Source organism: Sorangium sp. So ce406, from assembly GCF_051474675.1.
Lineage (GTDB): Bacteria > Myxococcota_A > Polyangia > Polyangiales > Polyangiaceae > Sorangium > Sorangium cellulosum_G.
In genome coordinates, this window is sequence record NZ_CP150340.1 from 8,816,820 (window position 1) to 8,834,990 (window position 18,171).

General features: G+C 70.8%; 13 protein-coding genes and 1 pseudogene. 9 read left to right on the forward strand and 5 right to left on the reverse strand.

Going from position 1 to position 18,171, the window contains the following annotated elements:
• Nucleotides 1–296: 296 nt before the first annotated feature.
• Both WME96_RS32820 and WME96_RS32825 read left to right on the forward strand, forming a co-directional pair.
• Nucleotides 297–1,904, forward strand: coding sequence for a PAS domain S-box protein (locus tag WME96_RS32820; RefSeq protein WP_437285527.1), 1,608 nt, complete (start codon nt 297–299; stop codon nt 1,902–1,904).
• Nucleotides 1,905–2,365: 461 nt separating this feature from the next.
• Nucleotides 2,366–2,812, forward strand: coding sequence for a DUF2147 domain-containing protein (locus WME96_RS32825; protein ID WP_437285528.1), 447 nt, complete (start codon nt 2,366–2,368; stop codon nt 2,810–2,812).
• Nucleotides 2,813–2,858: 46 nt separating this feature from the next.
• Here the strand turns inward: WME96_RS32825 and WME96_RS32830 are convergent, their stop codons facing one another.
• Both WME96_RS32830 and WME96_RS32835 read right to left on the reverse strand, forming a co-directional pair.
• Complete coding sequence (locus tag WME96_RS32830; protein WP_437285529.1) at nt 2,859–3,482, reverse strand: hypothetical protein; 624 nt, start codon at nt 3,480–3,482, stop codon at nt 2,859–2,861.
• A gap of 75 nt (nt 3,483–3,557) precedes the next feature.
• Nucleotides 3,558–6,599: a hypothetical protein gene (locus WME96_RS32835; protein ID WP_437285530.1), complete on the reverse strand. Its 3,042-nt coding sequence runs from the start codon at nt 6,597–6,599 to the stop codon at nt 3,558–3,560.
• A 659-nt stretch (nt 6,600–7,258) separates the two neighbouring features.
• On the opposite strand from WME96_RS32835, the gene WME96_RS32840 reads away from it, so the two are divergent.
• Nucleotides 7,259–7,567, forward strand: coding sequence for a hypothetical protein (locus tag WME96_RS32840; RefSeq protein ID WP_437285531.1), 309 nt, complete (start codon nt 7,259–7,261; stop codon nt 7,565–7,567).
• Nucleotides 7,568–7,676: 109 nt separating this feature from the next.
• The gene (locus WME96_RS32845) at nt 7,677–8,618 is read left to right on the forward strand and encodes a trypsin-like serine peptidase (protein ID WP_437285532.1); all 942 of its coding nucleotides are present in this window, start codon (nt 7,677–7,679) and stop codon (nt 8,616–8,618) included.
• A 135-nt stretch (nt 8,619–8,753) separates the two neighbouring features.
• Here the strand turns inward: WME96_RS32845 and WME96_RS32850 are convergent, their stop codons facing one another.
• Entirely contained in the window at nt 8,754–8,960 is a 207-nt protein-coding gene (locus tag WME96_RS32850) for a hypothetical protein (protein ID WP_437285533.1), read from the reverse strand.
• A 428-nt stretch (nt 8,961–9,388) separates the two neighbouring features.
• Between WME96_RS32850 and WME96_RS32855 the strand changes: the two genes are divergently transcribed.
• The 3 genes and pseudogenes from WME96_RS32855 to WME96_RS32865 all read left to right on the forward strand — a co-directional run.
• The gene (locus WME96_RS32855; RefSeq protein ID WP_437285534.1) at nt 9,389–10,336 is read left to right on the forward strand and encodes a ribose-phosphate diphosphokinase; all 948 of its coding nucleotides are present in this window, start codon (nt 9,389–9,391) and stop codon (nt 10,334–10,336) included.
• Between the two features lie 426 nt (nt 10,337–10,762).
• Nucleotides 10,763–11,671: a PLP-dependent cysteine synthase family protein gene (locus WME96_RS32860; protein WP_437285535.1), complete on the forward strand. Its 909-nt coding sequence runs from the start codon at nt 10,763–10,765 to the stop codon at nt 11,669–11,671.
• Between the two features lie 292 nt (nt 11,672–11,963).
• Nucleotides 11,964–12,410 (forward strand): annotated as a pseudogene (locus tag WME96_RS32865) (phosphoribosyltransferase); the annotation flags it as partial.
• 16 nt (nt 12,411–12,426) lie between these two features.
• Here WME96_RS32865 and WME96_RS32870 read toward each other — a convergent pair.
• Nucleotides 12,427–14,856, reverse strand: a complete 2,430-nt coding sequence (locus WME96_RS32870) for a heavy metal translocating P-type ATPase (protein WP_437285536.1) — start codon at nt 14,854–14,856, stop codon at nt 12,427–12,429.
• A 282-nt stretch (nt 14,857–15,138) separates the two neighbouring features.
• On the opposite strand from WME96_RS32870, the gene WME96_RS32875 reads away from it, so the two are divergent.
• On the forward strand, nt 15,139–16,353 hold the full coding sequence (locus WME96_RS32875; RefSeq protein WP_437285537.1) for an NrdH-redoxin: 1,215 nt from the start codon (nt 15,139–15,141) through the stop codon (nt 16,351–16,353).
• A gap of 125 nt (nt 16,354–16,478) precedes the next feature.
• Here the strand turns inward: WME96_RS32875 and WME96_RS32880 are convergent, their stop codons facing one another.
• Nucleotides 16,479–17,297, reverse strand: coding sequence for a helix-turn-helix domain-containing protein (locus WME96_RS32880; protein WP_437285538.1), 819 nt, complete (start codon nt 17,295–17,297; stop codon nt 16,479–16,481).
• A gap of 108 nt (nt 17,298–17,405) precedes the next feature.
• Here WME96_RS32880 and WME96_RS32885 point away from each other — a divergent pair, with 108 nt between their 5' ends.
• Nucleotides 17,406–18,161, forward strand: a complete 756-nt coding sequence (locus tag WME96_RS32885) for an SDR family oxidoreductase (protein WP_437285539.1) — start codon at nt 17,406–17,408, stop codon at nt 18,159–18,161.
• Nucleotides 18,162–18,171 lie beyond the last annotated feature (10 nt).

The window sequence follows — 18,171 nt, forward strand, 5'->3', positions numbered from 1 at the left end:
GACGGGCTGCTTTGCTCGTCCGGCCGCGGCAACAGGAGGGGGCGAGCGACTCACATCCGCGGGCCTCGGCCAGCACATAGCAAGCAGCAAGCCGGCCCGCTGCCCGCTGGCGGGATGGCCACGGCGCGCGCTGGACCTGCGCTGACGGGGCGAGGACCGGCGAGGCGAGCTGCTCAAGACGCTGCGCCAAGCATGTACAGCGCGGCGTCCTGGGAGGTCACCCCCATGGCGCTACCGCGTTGACGCTTCAGGCGGCATGGCTCTCGTGCCACAATCGGCCGTTCGAGGCGGGGGTCATGGCGTCGACAGACGAGATCGAGGCGTCCAGCAGCCGGGAAGACGAGGTCGCCTGCATGGCTTCCCCCTGTCGATGCGGGCGCCACGAGGCCCGCGCGGCGCCGGGCGATCTCGAGGAACGCGCCGCGCCCGAGGAGCGCGACATCGCCCAGCGCAAGCGGGACGCGCAGGCGCTCCGCGAGAGCGAGGAGCGCTTCCGGCTCACCTTCGAGAACGCGCCCATCGGCATGGCCATCGTCGGGCTCGACGGGCGGTTCATCCGCGTCAACCATGTCTTCTGCGAGATCGTGGGCTACGCGGTCGACGAGCTCTCGAGGCTCCGCTTCCAGGACATCACCCACGCGAACGACGTGGACACCGACGTGGAGCTGGTCGAGCGGCTTCGCCGCGGCGAGATCCCGCGGTATCAGCTCGCCAAACGATACGTCCACAAGAACGGCGCCATCATCCCCGTCGTCCTGCACGCGTCCGTGGTGCGCGACGAGAAGGGCGAGCCCATTCACTACATCGCCCAGGTGGAGGACGTCACGGCGCGCAGGCGGGCCGAGGAGGAGCGGGAGCGCCTGCTCGCGCAGCTCGACACCGAGCGGAGGACGCTGCAAACGATCTTCGACAGCGCGCCCGTCCCGCTCCTGCTCATCGAGCGGAACGGCGCAGAGCGCGTGCTCGCGAACCCGCACGCGATCGAGCTCACCGGGGGCGCGGCGGATCGGAGTGAGTACGTCGGTCGGCTGCGCCGCGCGGACGGCACCCCCGTCCCGCTCGACGAGCTGCCCTCGAGCCGGGCGATGCGAGGCGAGACGATCCCCGGCGAGGAGATCGTGGTCGCCAGGGCGGACGGCTCGTCCCGGACCTTTCTCATGGCCGCCGCGCCGCTCCGCGACAGCGCGGGGGAGATCACCGGCGCCGTCGTCGCAGGCGAGGACATCAGCCCGCTGAAGGAGCTCGCGCGGATGCGCGAGGAGTGGACCAGCATCATCGCCCATGACCTGCGTCAGCCGATCACCAACATCGTCCTCAAGGCGTCCCAGCTCGCGAAGCAGCCGCAGTCCAGCGACAAGGCGCAGCACATCCTGGCGAGCGCGATGCAGCTCAACCGGATGATCAACGACCTGCTCGACGTGTCCCGCCTCGAGTCGCACCGGCTGGATCTCAACCCCGCGGAGGTCGATCTCCCGGCGCTCATCCGGGCGACGGTGGAGCGGACGGCGGCCGCGACGAGGGGACACCGCGTCGACGTCGAGGTGCTGGACGGCATCCCGCCGCTCCTGGCCGATCCCGGGCGACTGGAGCAGGTGCTCACCAACCTGCTCTCCAATGCAGCGAAGTACGGCGCCCCCGACACGCCCATCCGGATCGCGGTGGAGCGGCGGGGCGGCGAGGCGCTCGTCGCGGTCGAGAACGAGGGCCAGGGCATCGCGCCGGAGGAGCTGCCGAAGCTGTTCGGTCGCTATTACCGGACCCGCGAGGTGAAGGCAGGAGGCGCCGCCGGGCTGGGCCTCGGGCTCTACATCGTGCGAGGGCTCATCGAGGCCCATGGGGGACGGATCTGGGCGGAGAGCGCACCCGGGAAGACGACGTTCCAGTTCACGCTGCCGCTGCCCTAGCTCCGGGTGTCAGAGGTCCCGACAGGAAAACCCGTCGATGACGAGCGGCCGCCGGAAACAGCAGCAGTCTTGGTAGTTTCCGGCGCAGGACGGACGCGCGCGGCCGAGGCGCGGGCGATGGGCAGCTTGGCCACGGCGGGATCCAGCCCTGGAAACAACGGTTCGCTGGCCACCAAACGTCCCGGCGCCCCGCTGCACGGCGCCGTTGCGCTCCACCAACCCGCTCGGTACCCTGGAGGGAAAAATGACGTCCACCGCGCCGCTGGGCTGCTGCGAGAGGAGCCATGACCAGAGCCGCGCCTCCCGCCGCCGCTCCCTCCGGCCCGATGAACAAACGGCGCGGCGCCCCGTCCCCCTCCAGGGCCTGTTGCACATGGCGGCGCACACCGACATGTGAACCAAGCACCACGCCAGGGCCGAACGCCGTGGCTTCCCGGACCGATGAAAGGAGTTCTGACAACATGAAGAGGTTCCTGGCTCTTTTTGCCGCCTTGGGTTGCTCCCTCGCCACGTCGCACGTGCTCGCGAATCCTCTCGCTGTGACCGGCCAGTGGCGGACGATCGATGAGCAGGGGGTCGAGCAGTCGGTGGTAGAGATTTACGAGAAGGGCGGGAAGATCTTCGGCAAGATCGTGAGCCTGAAGCAGCCGCTCGACGAGAAGGGGAAGCCGAAGCTCTGCACCGCCTGTGAGGGCGCCGACAAGAACAAGCCCCTTGTGGGGCTCGTCATCATCAAGAACATGGTCCGCGATGACGACGAGTACGACGACGGTACGATCCTGGATCCGAACAACGGCGAGACCTATAGCTGCAAGCTCGAGGCGATCGAGGGCGGGAAGAAGCTCAAGGTGCGCGGCTTCCTGGGCATCTCCCTCCTCGGCAGGACCCAGACCTGGCTGAAGAAGTGACATCTTCCCCTACACCGGTCGTGGTGCACCGTGGCTGAGAGTGGGGTCATCTGGTCTCGCGCTTGTCGTCGATGAAGATCGGGGCGCTGGGATTCACCACCACCTGGTACTGACGTCCCGTGGACAGCACGCTCGGATCGATGCCCTCCTTGAGCGGTACGCGCGTCCGCGTGAGCTGGTGGCCGGGTAAGCAACACGCGAGGGTGAAGGCCGCGTCCCAGCGCAGCCGATCGAGCACCCTGTCCATGTGCACGTGGGCGTGGACGAACGTCACGAACACCGGCATCGGGGGCAGGTCATTGAGCTGATCCGCGACGTCGTCGATGCTGGCCTTGTGCCACGCCAGGCGCCGAACCCCGAAGCGATCGCGCCACGCCTCCACCAGGGCCACGTTGAGCAGCGGATCGACGCTGATGTTGTCCGCCTCGCTCTTCAGCGAAAAGAGGGCCCCGGTCCTCGCGTGGGCCCCGTCCCCGACGTGAATGACGCGACATGGGCGGCCCTTGGTCAAGAGGGGGCGAAGATGACAGAGGGCAGAGTAGCTCTCGGTCATTTCCTTGGCGGGCCTGGTCGCTTTTGCGAACAGGGGCCACAGCGCTTCGAAGGAGTTCCTTCGCATCAGCCGGTCCAGGTAGTCGCTGTTCGGGGGCTGCGCGTCGGTGCTGGCCATGGAGGCTGCTTGTAGCAGAGCTGCCGCGATCCGCGCGGGCGGGCGCCGGCCGGCTCGACGATCGAACGCCAGAGCCTACTCGAGGACGCTCAGCAGCGCGCGCCCTAGCGCCTTCTTCTCCTCCGGATCGACGTCGTCGCGCGCCCGGATGCCGAGCACCGCGTCGACCGTGGACGTGATCGTCTCGGGCGACACGCGTTCCGAGCCGATGTACGAGAGGCCGCGGCGCAGGTTGAAGCGGCCGAGCGCGAGGCGATTCCACGCGATCTGCAGCGCCGCGACGGGCGGCATGCGCGGATCGCGCGTGATCGAGCCGAAGGTCGAGCTCTTCGCGATGAACTCGCGGTTGCCGCTGGCGCTGCCGAGCCCGAAGACATGGACCGCATCTGCGCGCGCGATGAACGACAGGTCAGGCTCGGTGGTGCGCGCCTCGATGATCGGACCTGCGGCCCAGAGCCCGAGCGTCCCCCAGAAACGCTCGGCCTCGAGCCCAAACTCGAGCATCCCTTGGCGGAACGCGCTCGACACCCGAGCGCCGGCGACGACCTGCGACGACAGCGCGAGCGCCGAGTCGAGCATCCCGAAGTCGTGTCCCGCCGCGCCGAGGATCGCCTCGAGCGCCGCCTCCTCGCCGCGCGCGCGCGCGGCATCGCCGAGATCCCACCGCAGATCGACCGCGTCGCGGAAGCGGGCGGCGAGCGCGTCGTACGCCGTGCCGTACATCGCCTCGAGCGCGAAGGCGTACTGATCGCGCGCGCGCGCCGTGGTCCCGTGCTGCGCGAGGTGCGCGTGGACGGCGTCGATCTGCTCGCGCGGCAAGCTGCGCAGGTCGCGCGCGAACGCGAGGCGGTGCGCGGCGTTGTACAGCATCGCCTCGCCGTCCGTGATGCCGAGGGCCTCCTGCGCGAGCTCCGCCGCGGGCTTCTCCCACTTCGCGCGAGCGGGGTCGGCCGCGGCGATGTAGGCGCTCCTCCACGCGGGCCGCAGGGCGAAGACCGCCGCCGGGTCGGCGCCTTCCGGCAGCTCCTCTGAGTGCTGCGAGGCCGCGCGCACCGCGGCCGCGCGCTGCGCGACGACGACGTGCGGGTCGAGCTCCAGGGTGGCCGGCTCGATGATGTAGGGCAGAAGCATGAAGCTGAGCGCGTCGCGCGTCGTCGCCGGGTCGGCGTGGCCCGTCCAGCACGTGCTCGCGCCGACGACGACGCGCGGGCGCACGATCGCGGCGATCGCCTTCATGCTCGGCCCGCCGCTCGGCGCGTCGATGAGCAGGAACCAGCGGGGCGCTGCGCTCGCGGGCGCGAGGATCTCCTGCCATGCCTGCGCGCGCTCATCGTCGCTCACGCGCGCGTCGTCGAGCACCGAGAGGAGCCCGGCGATCTCCGCCGGCACCTGGCGCGCCCAGTACCCGTCGACCGCTCCGGCGTAGCGCGTCACCGCCTGCGCCAGCTCCGCACCGCTCAGGTCGGGGCTCGCGGCGGCGCGGGTATACGCTTGCAGCATGTCCGCGCCGAGGCGCATGCGCTGCGCCTGCGCGAGCGCTGCGATGCGCGCGAGCACGGCGCGGGGATCCATCGCGGCCTCGAGCGCCGCCATGGGCACGAGCCAGCCGGCGAGCGACGGCGTGACGTCGTTCAGGAGCTGCGCCTTCTGCGCTGCGCTGACGTCGGTGAGCCCGATGAGCCCCGCCGCGAGCCCCGAGTTGACCTCGTCGAGCGGCCTGTCCGCGAGCTTCACCAACGCGTCGATGCGCTCGGCGCGCGACCCGCTCACGAGCCCGGCCCGGAGCGCCGGCCAGTCGTTGGTTTGCCTGCGCTGCCACGCGAGGGCCTGGTCGAGCTTCGCGGCGACGTCCTCGTCCGAGGCCGCGCCGTCGGCGAGGAGCGGCACGAGCGCCTTGAACAGCGCGCCGCGCGGACGGGGATTGACGTCGCGCCAGCTCGCCGTCGCGGCGGCGTGGTACAAGGACAGCAGCGCGCTCTGCCGCGCCGCCGCGGAGAGCGCGGTGGAGCGTCCGATGGCCGTGATCGCGTCCTCGATCAGGTCCGTCACGCCGGCCGTCTCCCCGACCTCCGCGAGGAACCCGGAAATGTCCACGTCCGGAGGCGCGGACGCGAGCGCCTCGCCGAGGAACCGCCCGCGCGCCTCCGCCTGGCGCGCGGCGATCCCGGAGGGCAGGCTCGACCAGTTTCCGCTCTCCTCCTCGCGGACGCCGTAGTCCTCGCGGAGCGTGTCCGCGCGCATCTCGTTCAGCGCAGCGGCGGAGGCGAACCACTGCGTGAGCTCCCGCTGCCGCGCGGGGCCGACGTCCGAGCCTTTCCAGAACAGCCGTCCCGTTGCGCGACGCACGCGATAGCTCGGATCGGCGAGGATGGCGTCGGCCTGCGCCGCGCTCAAGGTGCCGGCGCTCCCGTACCACGCAGCGGCCGACTCGCGGACCGAGCGCGACGCCGACTCCCGCAGCGTCACGAGCAGCTCGTCGACGCTCGGCGGATGCTCGAGGTCCGGCGTGCGCAGCGCTCCGGTCGCGCTGCGGAAACGCTTGGTCTGGAGGAGATCCGCGACGAACACGACGAGCGCGCGGCGCTCGTCTTCCGTCGTTCCGGGGTTGTTCGAGAGCGCCGCGGCCGCCTCGAACAGGAGCGCCGGGCTCTCCGTGCTCGCGAGGATGCGGAAGACGCGCTCGAGATCGCCCGGGCGCACGGGCGCGTTTCGCAGCAGGTCGGTCTGGAGCGGTCCCTCGGTCACCGCCTCGAGCGCGAGCAGGTCGGCGACGGCGACCACGCCGAGGCGCGCGAGGTGTGCGGCTTCACCGTTCCAGTACAGCCGCTCCGACTCGCCCCGGCAGTCGCCCGACGGGTACGGCTCGACGCTGAAGCCGCCGACCTGATTGACCGCGCGATCGAGCGCGAGGCGGACAGTCGATGAGGGGTTCTGCCCGAGCTGGGCGACCACCTGCTCGAGGACGCGATCGCCCGACAGAAAAGGCGCGTCGCTCATCGCTCTCTCGGTCGTGTCGACGCTCTCGGTCGTGTCGACGCTCTCGCCCACGTCGACGCAGCCGGCTGCGAGGAGAGTCCATGCGATGCAAATCGACGAGAACAGGTGTGTTTTGCGCATGCTCACAGTGAAACTCCATGGCAAGGTTGAACAGCTTCATCGCGGCCGGCCGCCGTAGCCGGGCGGCGCGGCGCAAGAGCCGGGGGATCGGCAGCCGTCGCAACATAGATGGATCCGGCTGCTCATGTGTCCTCTGAGCACGATTCTGCTCATGCAGATGCGTGGGGTAGAGGGCGCTACCGCAAAGACCAATCCAGGGTTCTTCAACGCGGGCGCTTTCCTGATGGTTGGCAACAAGACTGGTGGCCCCTTGTGCCCCGACTTCGAAGGAAGCAACCGCTTCACCGGCACGGTGCACTGGGCGAAGATCGAAGTAACAGGCCCACCTGCCCTCGAGAGTCCCGAAGACCTCGTGCACGCGCTGATGGCGCTCCATGGACACCTTGACTCGCCCCAAGCCGGGGGCTTGCCCGTTGGGTCCGGGTTGGGCCCATGCCACCCGACGATGAGGTGGGGCGTTGAACAAAGACCCGGCGATCCGTCACGCAGCTGGGAATTGAGTCGCCGACAATCTTGGATTTCCTCCTTCAAAGCGATACGACGATGCGGACGCGGCGGGCTGGCCGGCATTATCCCAGGCACTATGGACAGCACAGGTGCCAAGCGGTCTGGGTCGTCACCACGAAGGTGACACGGGTCCTGCATCATGGAGGTGTGAGATGTTCCATCGGTTCGCGCTCGTCGCTGCACTGCTCGCTCCCGCGACCGGCCTCGCTGCCGACCAGGCCCCGACAGATCTTGGAGAGGGCTCCGAGAAAGATATTTGCGATCAGATCGGAGAGGATCAGGTCCGGTGCGCCCAGGCCTGGCGCTGGTGCCACTGGGATCCGGTCGACGGCAAGTGCGAGCGCAACCCGAGCCCTGGTCCTTGCACCGGAATCCTGGATGAGGCCACTTGCAACGCGACGCCGGGCTGTATCTGGGATGTGCAGGACCCGCTGGGCCCGCGGTGCGAGAACATCTCCTAGCGAGAAGAAACGAGGTCGAGGCGGGTGCTCGTCTTCGGACCGCAGGCTTCGGCCTGCCCTCCGCTCCCGCGGCAACACGTCGCGATCGAACCATGGAGGCTCGAGATCGATGCGACCATCCTCCACAGCATGGTCAATCGTCTGCCTCTTTGGTGCCACCCATTGTGCCGGTGGCGAAGCTGCGAGCCATGGCGAGGCGTCATCGCGCGTCATCTACGAGCAGGACGGCCGCGAGGAGCCGTGCGACTACCCTGTCGACTCGCCCGTCTACGCGTGGGCTCGGTCCGCGGCCATGATGCTCCCGATGCCATCGCTCCGGCGAGCCGGGGAACGCGAGCTCGCGCTCGCCATCCTGGGGACGCTCTCCGAGACCATGGAGGCGAGCGGCAGGCCGCTCTGTCCCGAGGAGCGATTCCGGGACCAGCCCGTGTTCGGCGGCGTGTGCTCCGCGTTCCTCGTCGCGCCAGACACGCTGGTCACGGCTGGCCATTGTCTGAGCGCCCCCGGTGTGTGCTCCAGCATCGCCTTCGTCTTCGGCGCCGCCTATGACCGGTCGGACCGAGACCCGAGCCGGGTTGGACCGGAGGACGTATATTTCTGCCGCGAGGTGCCCGAGTGCGTCGCAAACGGCGTGCTCGGCGATTACGCTGTGGTGCGCCTCGACCGTCCAGTCGTCGGCCGCAAGCCGCTGCCTTTGCGGCGTGCCGGGAAGGTCGAGGATGACGAGGAGCTGATCCTCATCGGCAATCCGCTGGGCCTGCCCACCAAGATCGCAGCGCGCGGGAGGGTCCTGGACAACGCTCCGGCGCTCTTCTTCAAGGCGAGCACCGACAGTTACGGCGGCGGATCCGGATCGGTCGTCGTGGGCGCGCGCTCGGGGCTCGTTGAAGGAGTTCTCGTGAGAGGCGAGAAGGATTTCGTGCAAGCTGGCGCATGCTGGGCGTCCCACGTCTGCCCAGCGGGAGGTTGGCCTTGCCGCGGGGAACACGTCTCTCGGTCGACCGCGTTTGCGGCCCGCGTTCCCGACCAGAGCGATCGACCCAGCCCGTGAGTGTCCACCCGTCGCAGCCGCGCGGATCAGGCCGAGTTGTGCGTACGCAGCTTGTGCGCTGCGAGCTCCTCGCCGATCGTGGCGAGCCTCGGCGGCCGCAGCCTCCCTCACGTCAGCTTGCCCTGCGACGGACCTCTACCGTGTCGGTGTCGGCTCGGCCAGGATCGCGTCGAGGCGCCGGAGCACCACTTCGAGCCGCTCGATCGCCGCCTTCAGGTCCGCCCGGTACTCTCGATCATCGGTATGGACCAGCTCTTCTCGCATCCCCACGAGCCGGATCGACAGGGCTGTCCTCACGTCTCTCGCCTCGCGCTCGTCGAGCTCGAACTGAAGCTTGGCCATATCTCCCCCTGATCCGCGAGCGGCATGTCCCCAGGACCGAGGCGTACATGGTGATGCGACGCCTCGCTGTCATCGGCTCCTGCGACGTCGGGAGCGCCTGCCGGGACGCCGTCCTGGTCCGCCGGCGTCCCGGCGCTGCCGGGCAGCGTGCGGAGGATGGCGAGCCCGCGTGCTCGCCAGCACCGAACCGTCATGGAGGCCGGTGCGCCGCGCAGGCGAACGGCGTGACGACGGCCGAGGCAAGCGGGCGACACCGGAGAGCTCAGGCCCTGGGGTTGCATGACTCGCATCAGAGAGCGTCGTCGAGGGCGGCCACAGCAGGGCGGCCGCGCTCGTCCAGGAGGTGTCCCGCGATGCACAACAAGCAACCGCTTTTCCGCGCCGCTGTCCGGGAGACGGTCCTCTGCGGCGCGGCGTAGCGGAGAGCCATGGAGATCTGCCTCTTCGCGGGCAACGCGAACCTCCCTCTCGCGCAGGCCGTGGCGCAGCGCCTCGGCGTCGGTCTGGGCGACGCCCTGGTGCGCCGCTTCGCGGACGGCGAGCTTCACGTGCAGATCCGGGAGAGCGTGCGAGGGCGGGACGTGTATCTCCTCCAGCCGACGAGCCCACCGGTCGACGAGCACATCCTCGAGCTCCTGTTCCTCGCGGATGCATGTCGCCGCGCAGGCGCCTCGCGCGTGACGGCCGTCGTGCCGTATTTCGGCTATGCCCGCCACGACCGCCGCGCCTCGGGGAGGGAGCCGGTAGGGGCCCGGCTCGTCGCCGATCTCTTCAGGACAGCGGGCCTCTCGCGCGTGGTGGCCGTCGACCTCCACAGCGCCGCGCTCGAGGGGTTCTTCTCCATCCCGCTCGAGCACCTGAGCGCCGCGCCGCTGCTCCTCGAGGCAGCGCGACCCTGGATCTCCGAACGCAGCGTGATCGTGGCGCCGGACCTGGGCGCTGCGAAGCTCGCGGATCGCCATGCGCGGCTCCTCGGCCTGCCGGTCGCCGTCGTGCACAAGACCCGCCTGAGCGGCGAGGACGTCAGGGTGCATACGATCACGGGCGAGGTCCGGGGGCGGTCGCCCCTCCTCGTCGACGACATGATCAGCACCGGCGGGACGATGGAGGCCGCCGTGAACGCCCTGCTCTTGGCGGGCTGCGCGCCGGACATCGTCGTCGTCGCGACCCACGCCCTCTTCGTTGGAACGGCGGTGATCCAGCTCCCCGCCCTGCCGGTGCTCCGCTTCCTCGTGACGAACAGCGTCGCCGCCGCCGCGTGCCCAGCGCTCCCGATCGAGCTCGTCCGCCTGGACGGGCTCCTGGCCGAGGCGATCCGGCTGCTCCATGACGGCCGGTCGCTGGACGCGCTGCTCGCGCACGGGGAGCCCTCGTGAGCCCGCCCGGGAACGAATCGCTCCTCGGCCAGGGACCGGGCATGGTTGCCCCCGCGAAGCTCTGCGCCGAGGGACTGAGCGTTTAATCCGGCAGATTTCTGGCTGTGCGAGCCCGCCCTCGCGGTCACGAGCGAGCAGCACCAGCGGCTCTGCCTCGCGCGGGTCCTCGCGGTCGAGCCCGAGGTGCTGCGACGCGCTGGAGGCGTTCCTCACCCGGGACGTCGCGAAGGCCGAGGGCGTGCTCGCCGCGGACGCCGATGTGGATCGGATGCTCGTGGACGTGTTCGACGAGCTCCGCGCAGAGACGCGGCGGTGACACAGCCGAGCGGTCCAGGTCGTGCACCGCGAGCCAGCAGAGCAGCGCAGGGGAGCGCGGCGCGAGATCGTGGCGCCCGCGCGCGCGCTGGACGACGCGAGGCCATGGACATGAAGACGATACTCGACGCGATAGGCAAGACTCCCCTGCTGACGCTCGACGGCATTCACGTGAAATGCGAATTCCGGAGCCCCTCTGGCTCCGTCAAAGACAGGCTTGCCAGGTACGTCATCGAGAAGGCGGAGACGACAGGGATCTTGAAGAAGGGCGCCACGATCGTGGAGGCATCGTCCGGAAACACGGGAACTGCCGTCTCCATGGTCGGCGCCGTGAAAGGGTACAAGGTGACGATCTTCATCCCCGAGGGCCTCTCCCAGGAGCGCTACAGGATGATGAAGGCGTTCGGCGCGGACGTGCGCACCGTCCCGCGGGACCGGATGGATCTCGCCGTGCAAGGCGCGATCGCCCTGGGGAGCGAGAAGGATCACTTCCACGTGAACCAGTTCGCGAGCCCCTGGAACGCGGAAGACCACGAGAAGCACCTCGGCGGGGAGATCCTCCGCGCCTTCGGGCGCCGGCGCATCGACGCCGTCGTCGCGGCGATCGGCTCCGGAGGGACCCTGATCGGCCTCGCGAGGGCGTTCCGGCGGGTCAACCCGGCGGTCAAGGTCCTCGGCGTCGAGCCTGCCCGGTGCGCCCTCGTCCACGGGCGGCTGCACGGCCAGTCCGAGGTGTGCCGGCCCCACCGGATCGAGGGTATCGGCGAGGGGTTCGTGCCCCCGCTCATCGACGACAACATCGAGCTCATCGACGATGTCCTCCTGGTCGAGGACGGAGAGGCCATCGAGGAGGCGAGGCGGATCGCAAGGGTGCACGGCTGCTTCGTCGGGGTCTCTTCCGGGGCGAACCTCCTGGCCGCGAGGAGGGTCAAGGAGAAGAGCCCCGAGCTGAGGAACGTGGTCACCTTGTTCCCGGACGAGGGGGAGAAGTACCTGAGCGAGGCGTGGTTCTCGCGCTGAGCGGGAGCTCGGCTACTCCAGCGCGCCATCGTCCCCTGGATGGCCGAAGAGCCAGTCGTCCCTGATCGCCTGCTCGCCCTGGCGCGCGGCCGGGGAGCGGAGGAGCACCCGAGCGCGGCGAGCACGTGAGGAACACGACCAAAGGTCGCGGTGAGTCGCGGCCCATGAGCGCCAGGGGGCGACCAGGCGCTCCACGCGAACAGAGCGCCCCGGCGGCGTCAGGCGCGGCGCCTGGCGGGACAATTGCACGCTCCACCGAGCGCCGCCGGCGGCGCTCGGTGGAGGGAGAGACATGCCATTCCGGGATCGGGCCGACGCCGGCCGCCAGCTCGCGTCGCGGCTGACCGCCTACGCGGGACGGGAGGACGTGACCGTCCTGGCGCTGCCGCGAGGCGGGGTGCTGGTCGGCTTCGAGATAGCGAAGCTCCTGCGGGTGCCGCTCGACGTGCTGATCGCGCGCCGGATCGTGGCCCCCGGCGATCATCGCATGACGATCGGCGCCGTCGCGAGCGGCGGCGTCCGGGTCGTGGACGAAGAGCTCTGCCGAGCGCTGGGCGTCTCGGACAGGACGGTACAATGGCTCGCCGATGCGGAGGCCCGGGAGGTGGAGCGCCTGGAGCGCGTCTACTACGGCTGCCACAGGGCGCCTGACATCCGGGACCGAACGCTCCTCCTCGTCGACGACGGCGTGGCGACCGGAGCGAGCATGCGCGCCGCCGTGACGGCCGTCGAGCACGTGGGCCCGGCGGCGATCGTCATCGCGGTCCCCGTCGCGTCCCACGCCGCGTACGCGGAGCTCTCCCGGCGAGCACGCGAGTTCGTGTACTGCCATATCCGAGATCCTGTCTATTCTGTCGGGCTCTGGTACGAGGACTACGCGCCCGTGTCCGAGCAGGATGTCTGTCGGCTGCTCGGGGGCGCGCTCGACCGGGGCCCGTCGCGTGCGCCGGAGGCGCCCTGAGGGCGCCCGGCGCCGGCTCGCCAGGGGCTTCCGCGTGGTAGCGCTCGCTCAGCGACGCATAGAGCTCCTCCTCTTGGTCGAAGTGGAGCCGCAGCACCGCGTGGAGCCCGTAAAGGATCTGCTGGAAATCCCGCACGTCCGCGGCCATGGGCCCGCGCGGGCCGAGCTCATCGAGGAGCTGCTCGTACAATCGGGCCAGGCGGAAGATCTCCCGGTGCGTCGCGCTCATGGATGCCAGCGGATCCTCGCCGCCGAGCAGCCGCGAGATGACCGGGTAGACCTCGGCGTCGTCCGCGCGCTCGTGGGGGAGCAGCCGCTCGCGGAGGAAGCGGCCGAGCGCATCGAGCTCCGCGCGCGCCGCCTCGCCTGCCAGGTGGTCGATGCGCTCGGCGACGATCCGCACCCGCTCGAGCATCGGGATGAGCTGGTCGTGCTCGCGCTCCAGCCTGCGGCTCATGGCGTCCCCGAGGGCTGGCCTCCGCGCGCCGCGCCCGCCGCGCTGCGCCCGCAGCGCGCTCAGGATCGCGGCGACGTCGATCGCCTCCTGCAGCAGCGCGCCGGCGGCCGGCGGCAAGAAGCCGAGCGCCGCCACGCCCATCGCGAAGAGCGACAGCCCCATGCCGAGGAGCGCGCTCTGCACCGCGATCGCGCGGGCGCGGCGCGCGACGCTCACGGCCTCGGCGAATCGATCGAGCCTGTCCACGAGGAGGACCACGTCGGCCGCCTCCGCGGACGAGGTGGCCCCGCGCGCGCCCATCGCGACGCCCACGTCGGCGGCGGCGAGCGCTGGAGCGTCGTTGATGCCGTCACCGATCATCACGACGAGCCCCTCGGCGCGGGCCTCGCGCACGGCCGCGACCTTCTCCTCCGGCGACCGCTGGGCGAGCACGCGATCGACGCCGAGCGTGGCGCCGACCGCCTCGGCGACGAGGGGGTGGTCGCCTGTCACCAGCACGACCCGGCGAACGCCGGTCCGTCGCAGCGCCCGCAAGGTCCGCGGCGCATCGGGGCGGATCGGGTCATCGAGCGTCAGCGCGCCGAGGATGCGCCTGTCCACCGCCACGAACACGGTCATCGCACCGGCGCGCGACGCGCGGCGCCGGAAGGCGCGGGCCTCCTCCGGGAGCGACGTTCCCTGCGCCGCCCATTCGGCGCTCCCCACGCGAACGGCGCGCCCATCCACCCGGCCCGTCATTCCGGCGCCGGGCGCCTCGTGGACGTCCTCGGGAAACGACAGCCCGAGGCGGCGCTCGCGGGCGGCGCGCACCAGGGCCGCGGAGAGCGGGTGCGACGAGGTCTGCTCGAGGGACGCCGCCAGGCGGAGTATCTCCGCGTCGTCCTCTATCGAGCGAAAGCACGTCACGCCGGTCACGCGCGGGCCGCCGAACGTGAGCGTGCCCGTCTTGTCGAGGAGCAGGATCTCGGCCCGGGCGAGGGCCTCGAGCGCGGCGCCGCCCTTCACCACGATGCCGCGCCGGGCCGAGCGCGAGATGCCGCCCACGATCGCGATGGGCACGGCGAGGAGCAGCGGGCAGGGCGTCGCGACGACGAGCACGGCGAGCCCGCGGCCGGCGTCGCCGGACACGCCCCACGCCGCGGCCGCCGTGGCGAGCGAGAGCGCGGCGAACGCCAGGGCGTGGCGATCCGCGAGGCGGGCGAGCGGGGCCTTCGAGGCGGACGCCTGCTGCACGAGGCGGACGATGCCTGCGAACGTGCTGTCATCCGCGCTCGCGACGGCGCGGAGCTCGAAGGCGGCGCCGGCGTTCGTGGTCCCGCTCCCCACGCGGTCTCCGGGCGCCTTCTCGACGGGCCGCGGCTCGCCGGTCAGCGCCGACTCATCGAGGAGCGCCCGCGCGCCAACCACGACGCCGTCGACCGGCACGATCTCGCCCGGCTTGACCAGCAGGCGGTCGCCGGGGGCGACGGCGCCGACAGGGACGGTCGTGACGTCGGCCCCCTCGCGGCGGTGCGCGGTGCGGGGGGCACGCGCGAGGAGGGCGGAGAGCTCGCGCCGGGCGCGCGCGGCCGCGTACCCCTCCAGGGCGCCGCCGGTCGCCATCATCGCGCCGATCAGCGCGCCCGCCAGGTACTCCCGGAGCAGGAGCGCGCCGCCGATGGCGAGGAGCGCGATGACGTCGACGCCAGGCCGCTTCTTCAGGATGTCCGCCAGGATGCGCGCGCCCACGAAGGCGAGCGCGATCACCGCGCCGGCCGCCCAGAGCATGTCTCCTGGACGCGCGTGTCCTCCGAGGTGCGCCGCAGCTCCGCCCAGCAAGCTGGAGATCGTCGACGCGAGCAGCGCGCTGCTCGTCAGGCATGGCCGAGGTGGACCGACCTGGCGCGTAACGACCGTGTCCACTGTCCACCCGTCAGCCATGAGTCAGCAATGGTCGTGCCCGTCAACGTCGGAGCGCCCTGCATCACGCGTCACGTACGAACCCGCTCGCCACGCTCGTGAGCTGACGACGAGATCCGCTGAGCATGCATCGTGCGACAGCCACCCCACATGCGACCTGCCGTGGTGCTGCGGCCTCTCGTGATGTGCGTGCTCGCCTTCTCGATGCTCTGGAGCGACTCCGGGGGAGCTGCGCCGGTCGAGCCGCGCGTCGACGTGGAGCTGTTCACGCGCAAGGGGTGCCCTCGCTGCGACGAGGCCAAGCGCTTCCTCACCGAGCTCGAGAGCCGACGGCCCGGCCTGCGCACGCTCGTCGCGGATGTCGTCGAGGATCGCGCGGCGCTGGACCGGCTGAGGGCGATCGCCGAGGGGCAGTCGACCGCCGCCGTGAGCGTCCCGGCGTTCCATGTGCGCGGGGTGCTCGTCATCGGCTACGCAGGGCGCGACGTGACGGGCCGGCGCATCGAGGCGTTGCTCGACGGCGCGCCGCCGCCACCCGCCGAGGCCGGCGAGCCTGCTGCGTCGTGCCCTCTCGCGCCGGATCAGCCGCCGTGCCCGGCCGGCGCCACGGCGCCGAGGCCCGGGGTCGTCGACGTGCCCGTCCTCGGGCGGCTGGACATCCGCGATCTTGGCCTGCCGGCGTTCACCGTCCTCCTGGGGCTCGTCGACGGCTTCAACCCGTGCGCCATGTGGGTGCTGCTCTTTCTCCTCTCCTTCCTCGCCACGCTGCGGAGTCGGGCGAAGATGCTGCTGATCGCCGGCGTGTTCGTGCTCGTGAGCGGTCTCGCCTACTTCGCCTTCATGGCTGCCTGGCTGAACTTCTTTCTCCTGGTCGGCGCCTCGCGTGCCGTGCAGATCGCGCTGGGAGCGATCGCCGTGCTCGCCGGTTCGGTCCACATCAAGGACTTCTTCGCGTGGAAGCGGGGCGTGTCGCTCAGCATCCCCGAGTCGGTGAAGCCGGGGATCTACGCGAGGATGCGGGCTGTCGTCAGGGCGGAGAGCCTGCCCGCCGCGCTCATCGCCGCGGGCGTCCTCGCCGTCATGGTCAACGTGGTCGAGCTCCTCTGCACCGCGGGCCTGCCCGCGCTCTACACCCAGCTCCTCGCCGAGGAGCGCCTCCCCGCGTGGAAGCACTATGCCTATCTCGGGCTCTACAACGTGGCCTACATGGCGGACGATATCGTCATGGTCGGCGTCGCGGTGGCGACGTTGAGCCGCCGCAAGCTGCAGGAGAAGGAGGGACGGTGGCTCAAGCTGCTGAGCGGAGCGATCATGGTGCTGCTGGGGCTGCTCCTGCTGTTCAAGCCCGACTGGCTGGCCGCTTGATCGGCGCGTCAGGTACGGCAGCGCGAGCGCGCGGCGTTCGTCGAGGCGCGGGCGGCATACGGCCACCTCGCGAGCGCAAAGCACTTTGGCAAAGGGGTTATCCCAGGTTGATTCGCGAACGGGAGCTAATGTGGGTCGGGGTACCCTCTGGCCCGGCGCTCAGCCGAGCTCGATACAGCCCCGCTGTGGACGCCGCGCGCGTACTGGCCTGGCGTCGTGCCGACGATGCGCCGGAAGTGCCGGTTGAGCTGGCTCTGGTCGTAGAGGCCGACCTGCGGGGCGACGTCGCGCGGCCTCACGCCGGCGACGAGCATCTCCTTCGCGCGCATGATCCGCAGCCGCGTCAGGTACGCATACGGAGACATGCCGATCTGCGCGCGAAACGCGCGGCACAGGTGGAACTTATCGAGGCCGGCGTGCGCAGCGAGGTCGTCGAGCGTCACCGGCTCGGCGAGCCGCTCCCGCAGGAGCTCGATCGCGCGGCGCACCGGTCGCGTGTGCTCGCGCGGCGCGTCACCGACCCCCGCGAGCGCGCCGATCGCCTCGGCGATCGCGACCTCGAGCGCGAGACGATCGGCGCCGGCGCGCACCGCGTGATGCAGGCGGTGGAACGCCGCGCCCCGCTCGTCACCGGCGGCGAGCTGTGGATGGACGCAGACCTTGCCGATCACGCCCTCGACCATGCGCGCCGAGAGCGCGACGCACTGGCCCGTGCCCGGCCCGTCGCGCGAGATGTCGCGGTGCACGTCGCCGGGTTGCAGGATCTGCAACGAGCCCGGGCCGCAGCTCCACACCTTTCCGCGGCACCACCACTCCGAGCGCCCGACCTCGATGCGAGCGATCGCGTACGTTTCCTTCATGCCGGCATAGAGCTCGTCGCTCGACCAGCGCGTAACGCGCACACCGGGCACGGGGACAGCAAGAACGTCGGCACGAGTCGCCACGCCCCCATCCTAGGACCGACGCGCCCCTTCGGCTTGGGCATTCTTGGCCGCTCTCGACCGGCCAAGAATCGCCAAGGCAGCGCCCGCGGCGATTCCTATCCAGGGGACATGCAAGACAAACCCGTCGCCCTCGTCACGGGGGCCAACAAAGGTATCGGTCACGCGATCGCGAAGGAGCTCGCGGCGCGCGGCCACATCGTGCTCGTCGGCTCGCGCGACCTCGCGCGCGGCGAGGCCGCGGCCAAGCAGATCACCGGCGATGCTCGCGCGATCGCGCTCGACGTCACGAACGCCGGCTCGATCGCCGCCGCCGCGGCGCGGATCCGTCGCGAGCTCGGCCGGCTCGACGTCCTCGTCAACAACGCTGGCATCGCCAAAGGCGCAGCGCAGAGCGGGGTCACGGTCGACGAGATCGCCAAGAGCGGGAGGCCGAGCGTGGCCTCGCTCGCCGACGTCCGCTCCGTGTTCGAGACCAACGTGTTCGGCGTGATCGCCGTGACCCAGGCGATGCTGCCGCTCCTCCGCGAGGCGCCGGCCGGGCGCATCGTCAACGTGTCGAGCCGCCTCGGCTCGATGACCTGGATCAGCGATCCCACCAGTCCGAACCGCGGCGTCGGCGGCGTCGCGTACAGCCCGTCGAAGAGCGCGCTCAACGCGGTGACGATCGCGTTCGCGCAGGAGCTCGCCGGCACCGCGATCAAGGTCAACGCTGTGTGCCCCGGCTACGTCGCGACCGATCTCAACAACCACAGCGGGACGCGCACCGTCGCCGAAGGCGCGCGCGAGCCGGTGCGGCTCGCGCTGCTCGGTCCCGACGGACCGACTGGCACCTTCTCGGACGACGCAGGCCCGGTCCCCTGGTGAGGAGAGGCAT

Coding starts and splice junctions, on each gene's coding strand:
- WME96_RS32820 (WP_437285527.1), top strand. CDS start 297: ATGGCGTCGACAGACGAGATCGAGGCGTCCAGCAGCCGGGAAGACGAG.
- WME96_RS32825 (WP_437285528.1), top strand. CDS start 2,366: ATGAAGAGGTTCCTGGCTCTTTTTGCCGCCTTGGGTTGCTCCCTCGCC.
- WME96_RS32830 (WP_437285529.1), bottom strand. CDS start 3,482: ATGGCCAGCACCGACGCGCAGCCCCCGAACAGCGACTACCTGGACCGG.
- WME96_RS32835 (WP_437285530.1), bottom strand. CDS start 6,599: ATGCGCAAAACACACCTGTTCTCGTCGATTTGCATCGCATGGACTCTC.
- WME96_RS32840 (WP_437285531.1), top strand. CDS start 7,259: ATGTTCCATCGGTTCGCGCTCGTCGCTGCACTGCTCGCTCCCGCGACC.
- WME96_RS32845 (WP_437285532.1), top strand. CDS start 7,677: ATGCGACCATCCTCCACAGCATGGTCAATCGTCTGCCTCTTTGGTGCC.
- WME96_RS32850 (WP_437285533.1), bottom strand. CDS start 8,960: ATGGCCAAGCTTCAGTTCGAGCTCGACGAGCGCGAGGCGAGAGACGTG.
- WME96_RS32855 (WP_437285534.1), top strand. CDS start 9,389: ATGGAGATCTGCCTCTTCGCGGGCAACGCGAACCTCCCTCTCGCGCAG.
- WME96_RS32860 (WP_437285535.1), top strand. CDS start 10,763: ATGAAGACGATACTCGACGCGATAGGCAAGACTCCCCTGCTGACGCTC.
- WME96_RS32870 (WP_437285536.1), bottom strand. CDS start 14,856: ATGCTCTGGGCGGCCGGCGCGGTGATCGCGCTCGCCTTCGTGGGCGCG.
- WME96_RS32875 (WP_437285537.1), top strand. CDS start 15,139: ATGCGACCTGCCGTGGTGCTGCGGCCTCTCGTGATGTGCGTGCTCGCC.
- WME96_RS32885 (WP_437285539.1), top strand. CDS start 17,406: ATGCAAGACAAACCCGTCGCCCTCGTCACGGGGGCCAACAAAGGTATC.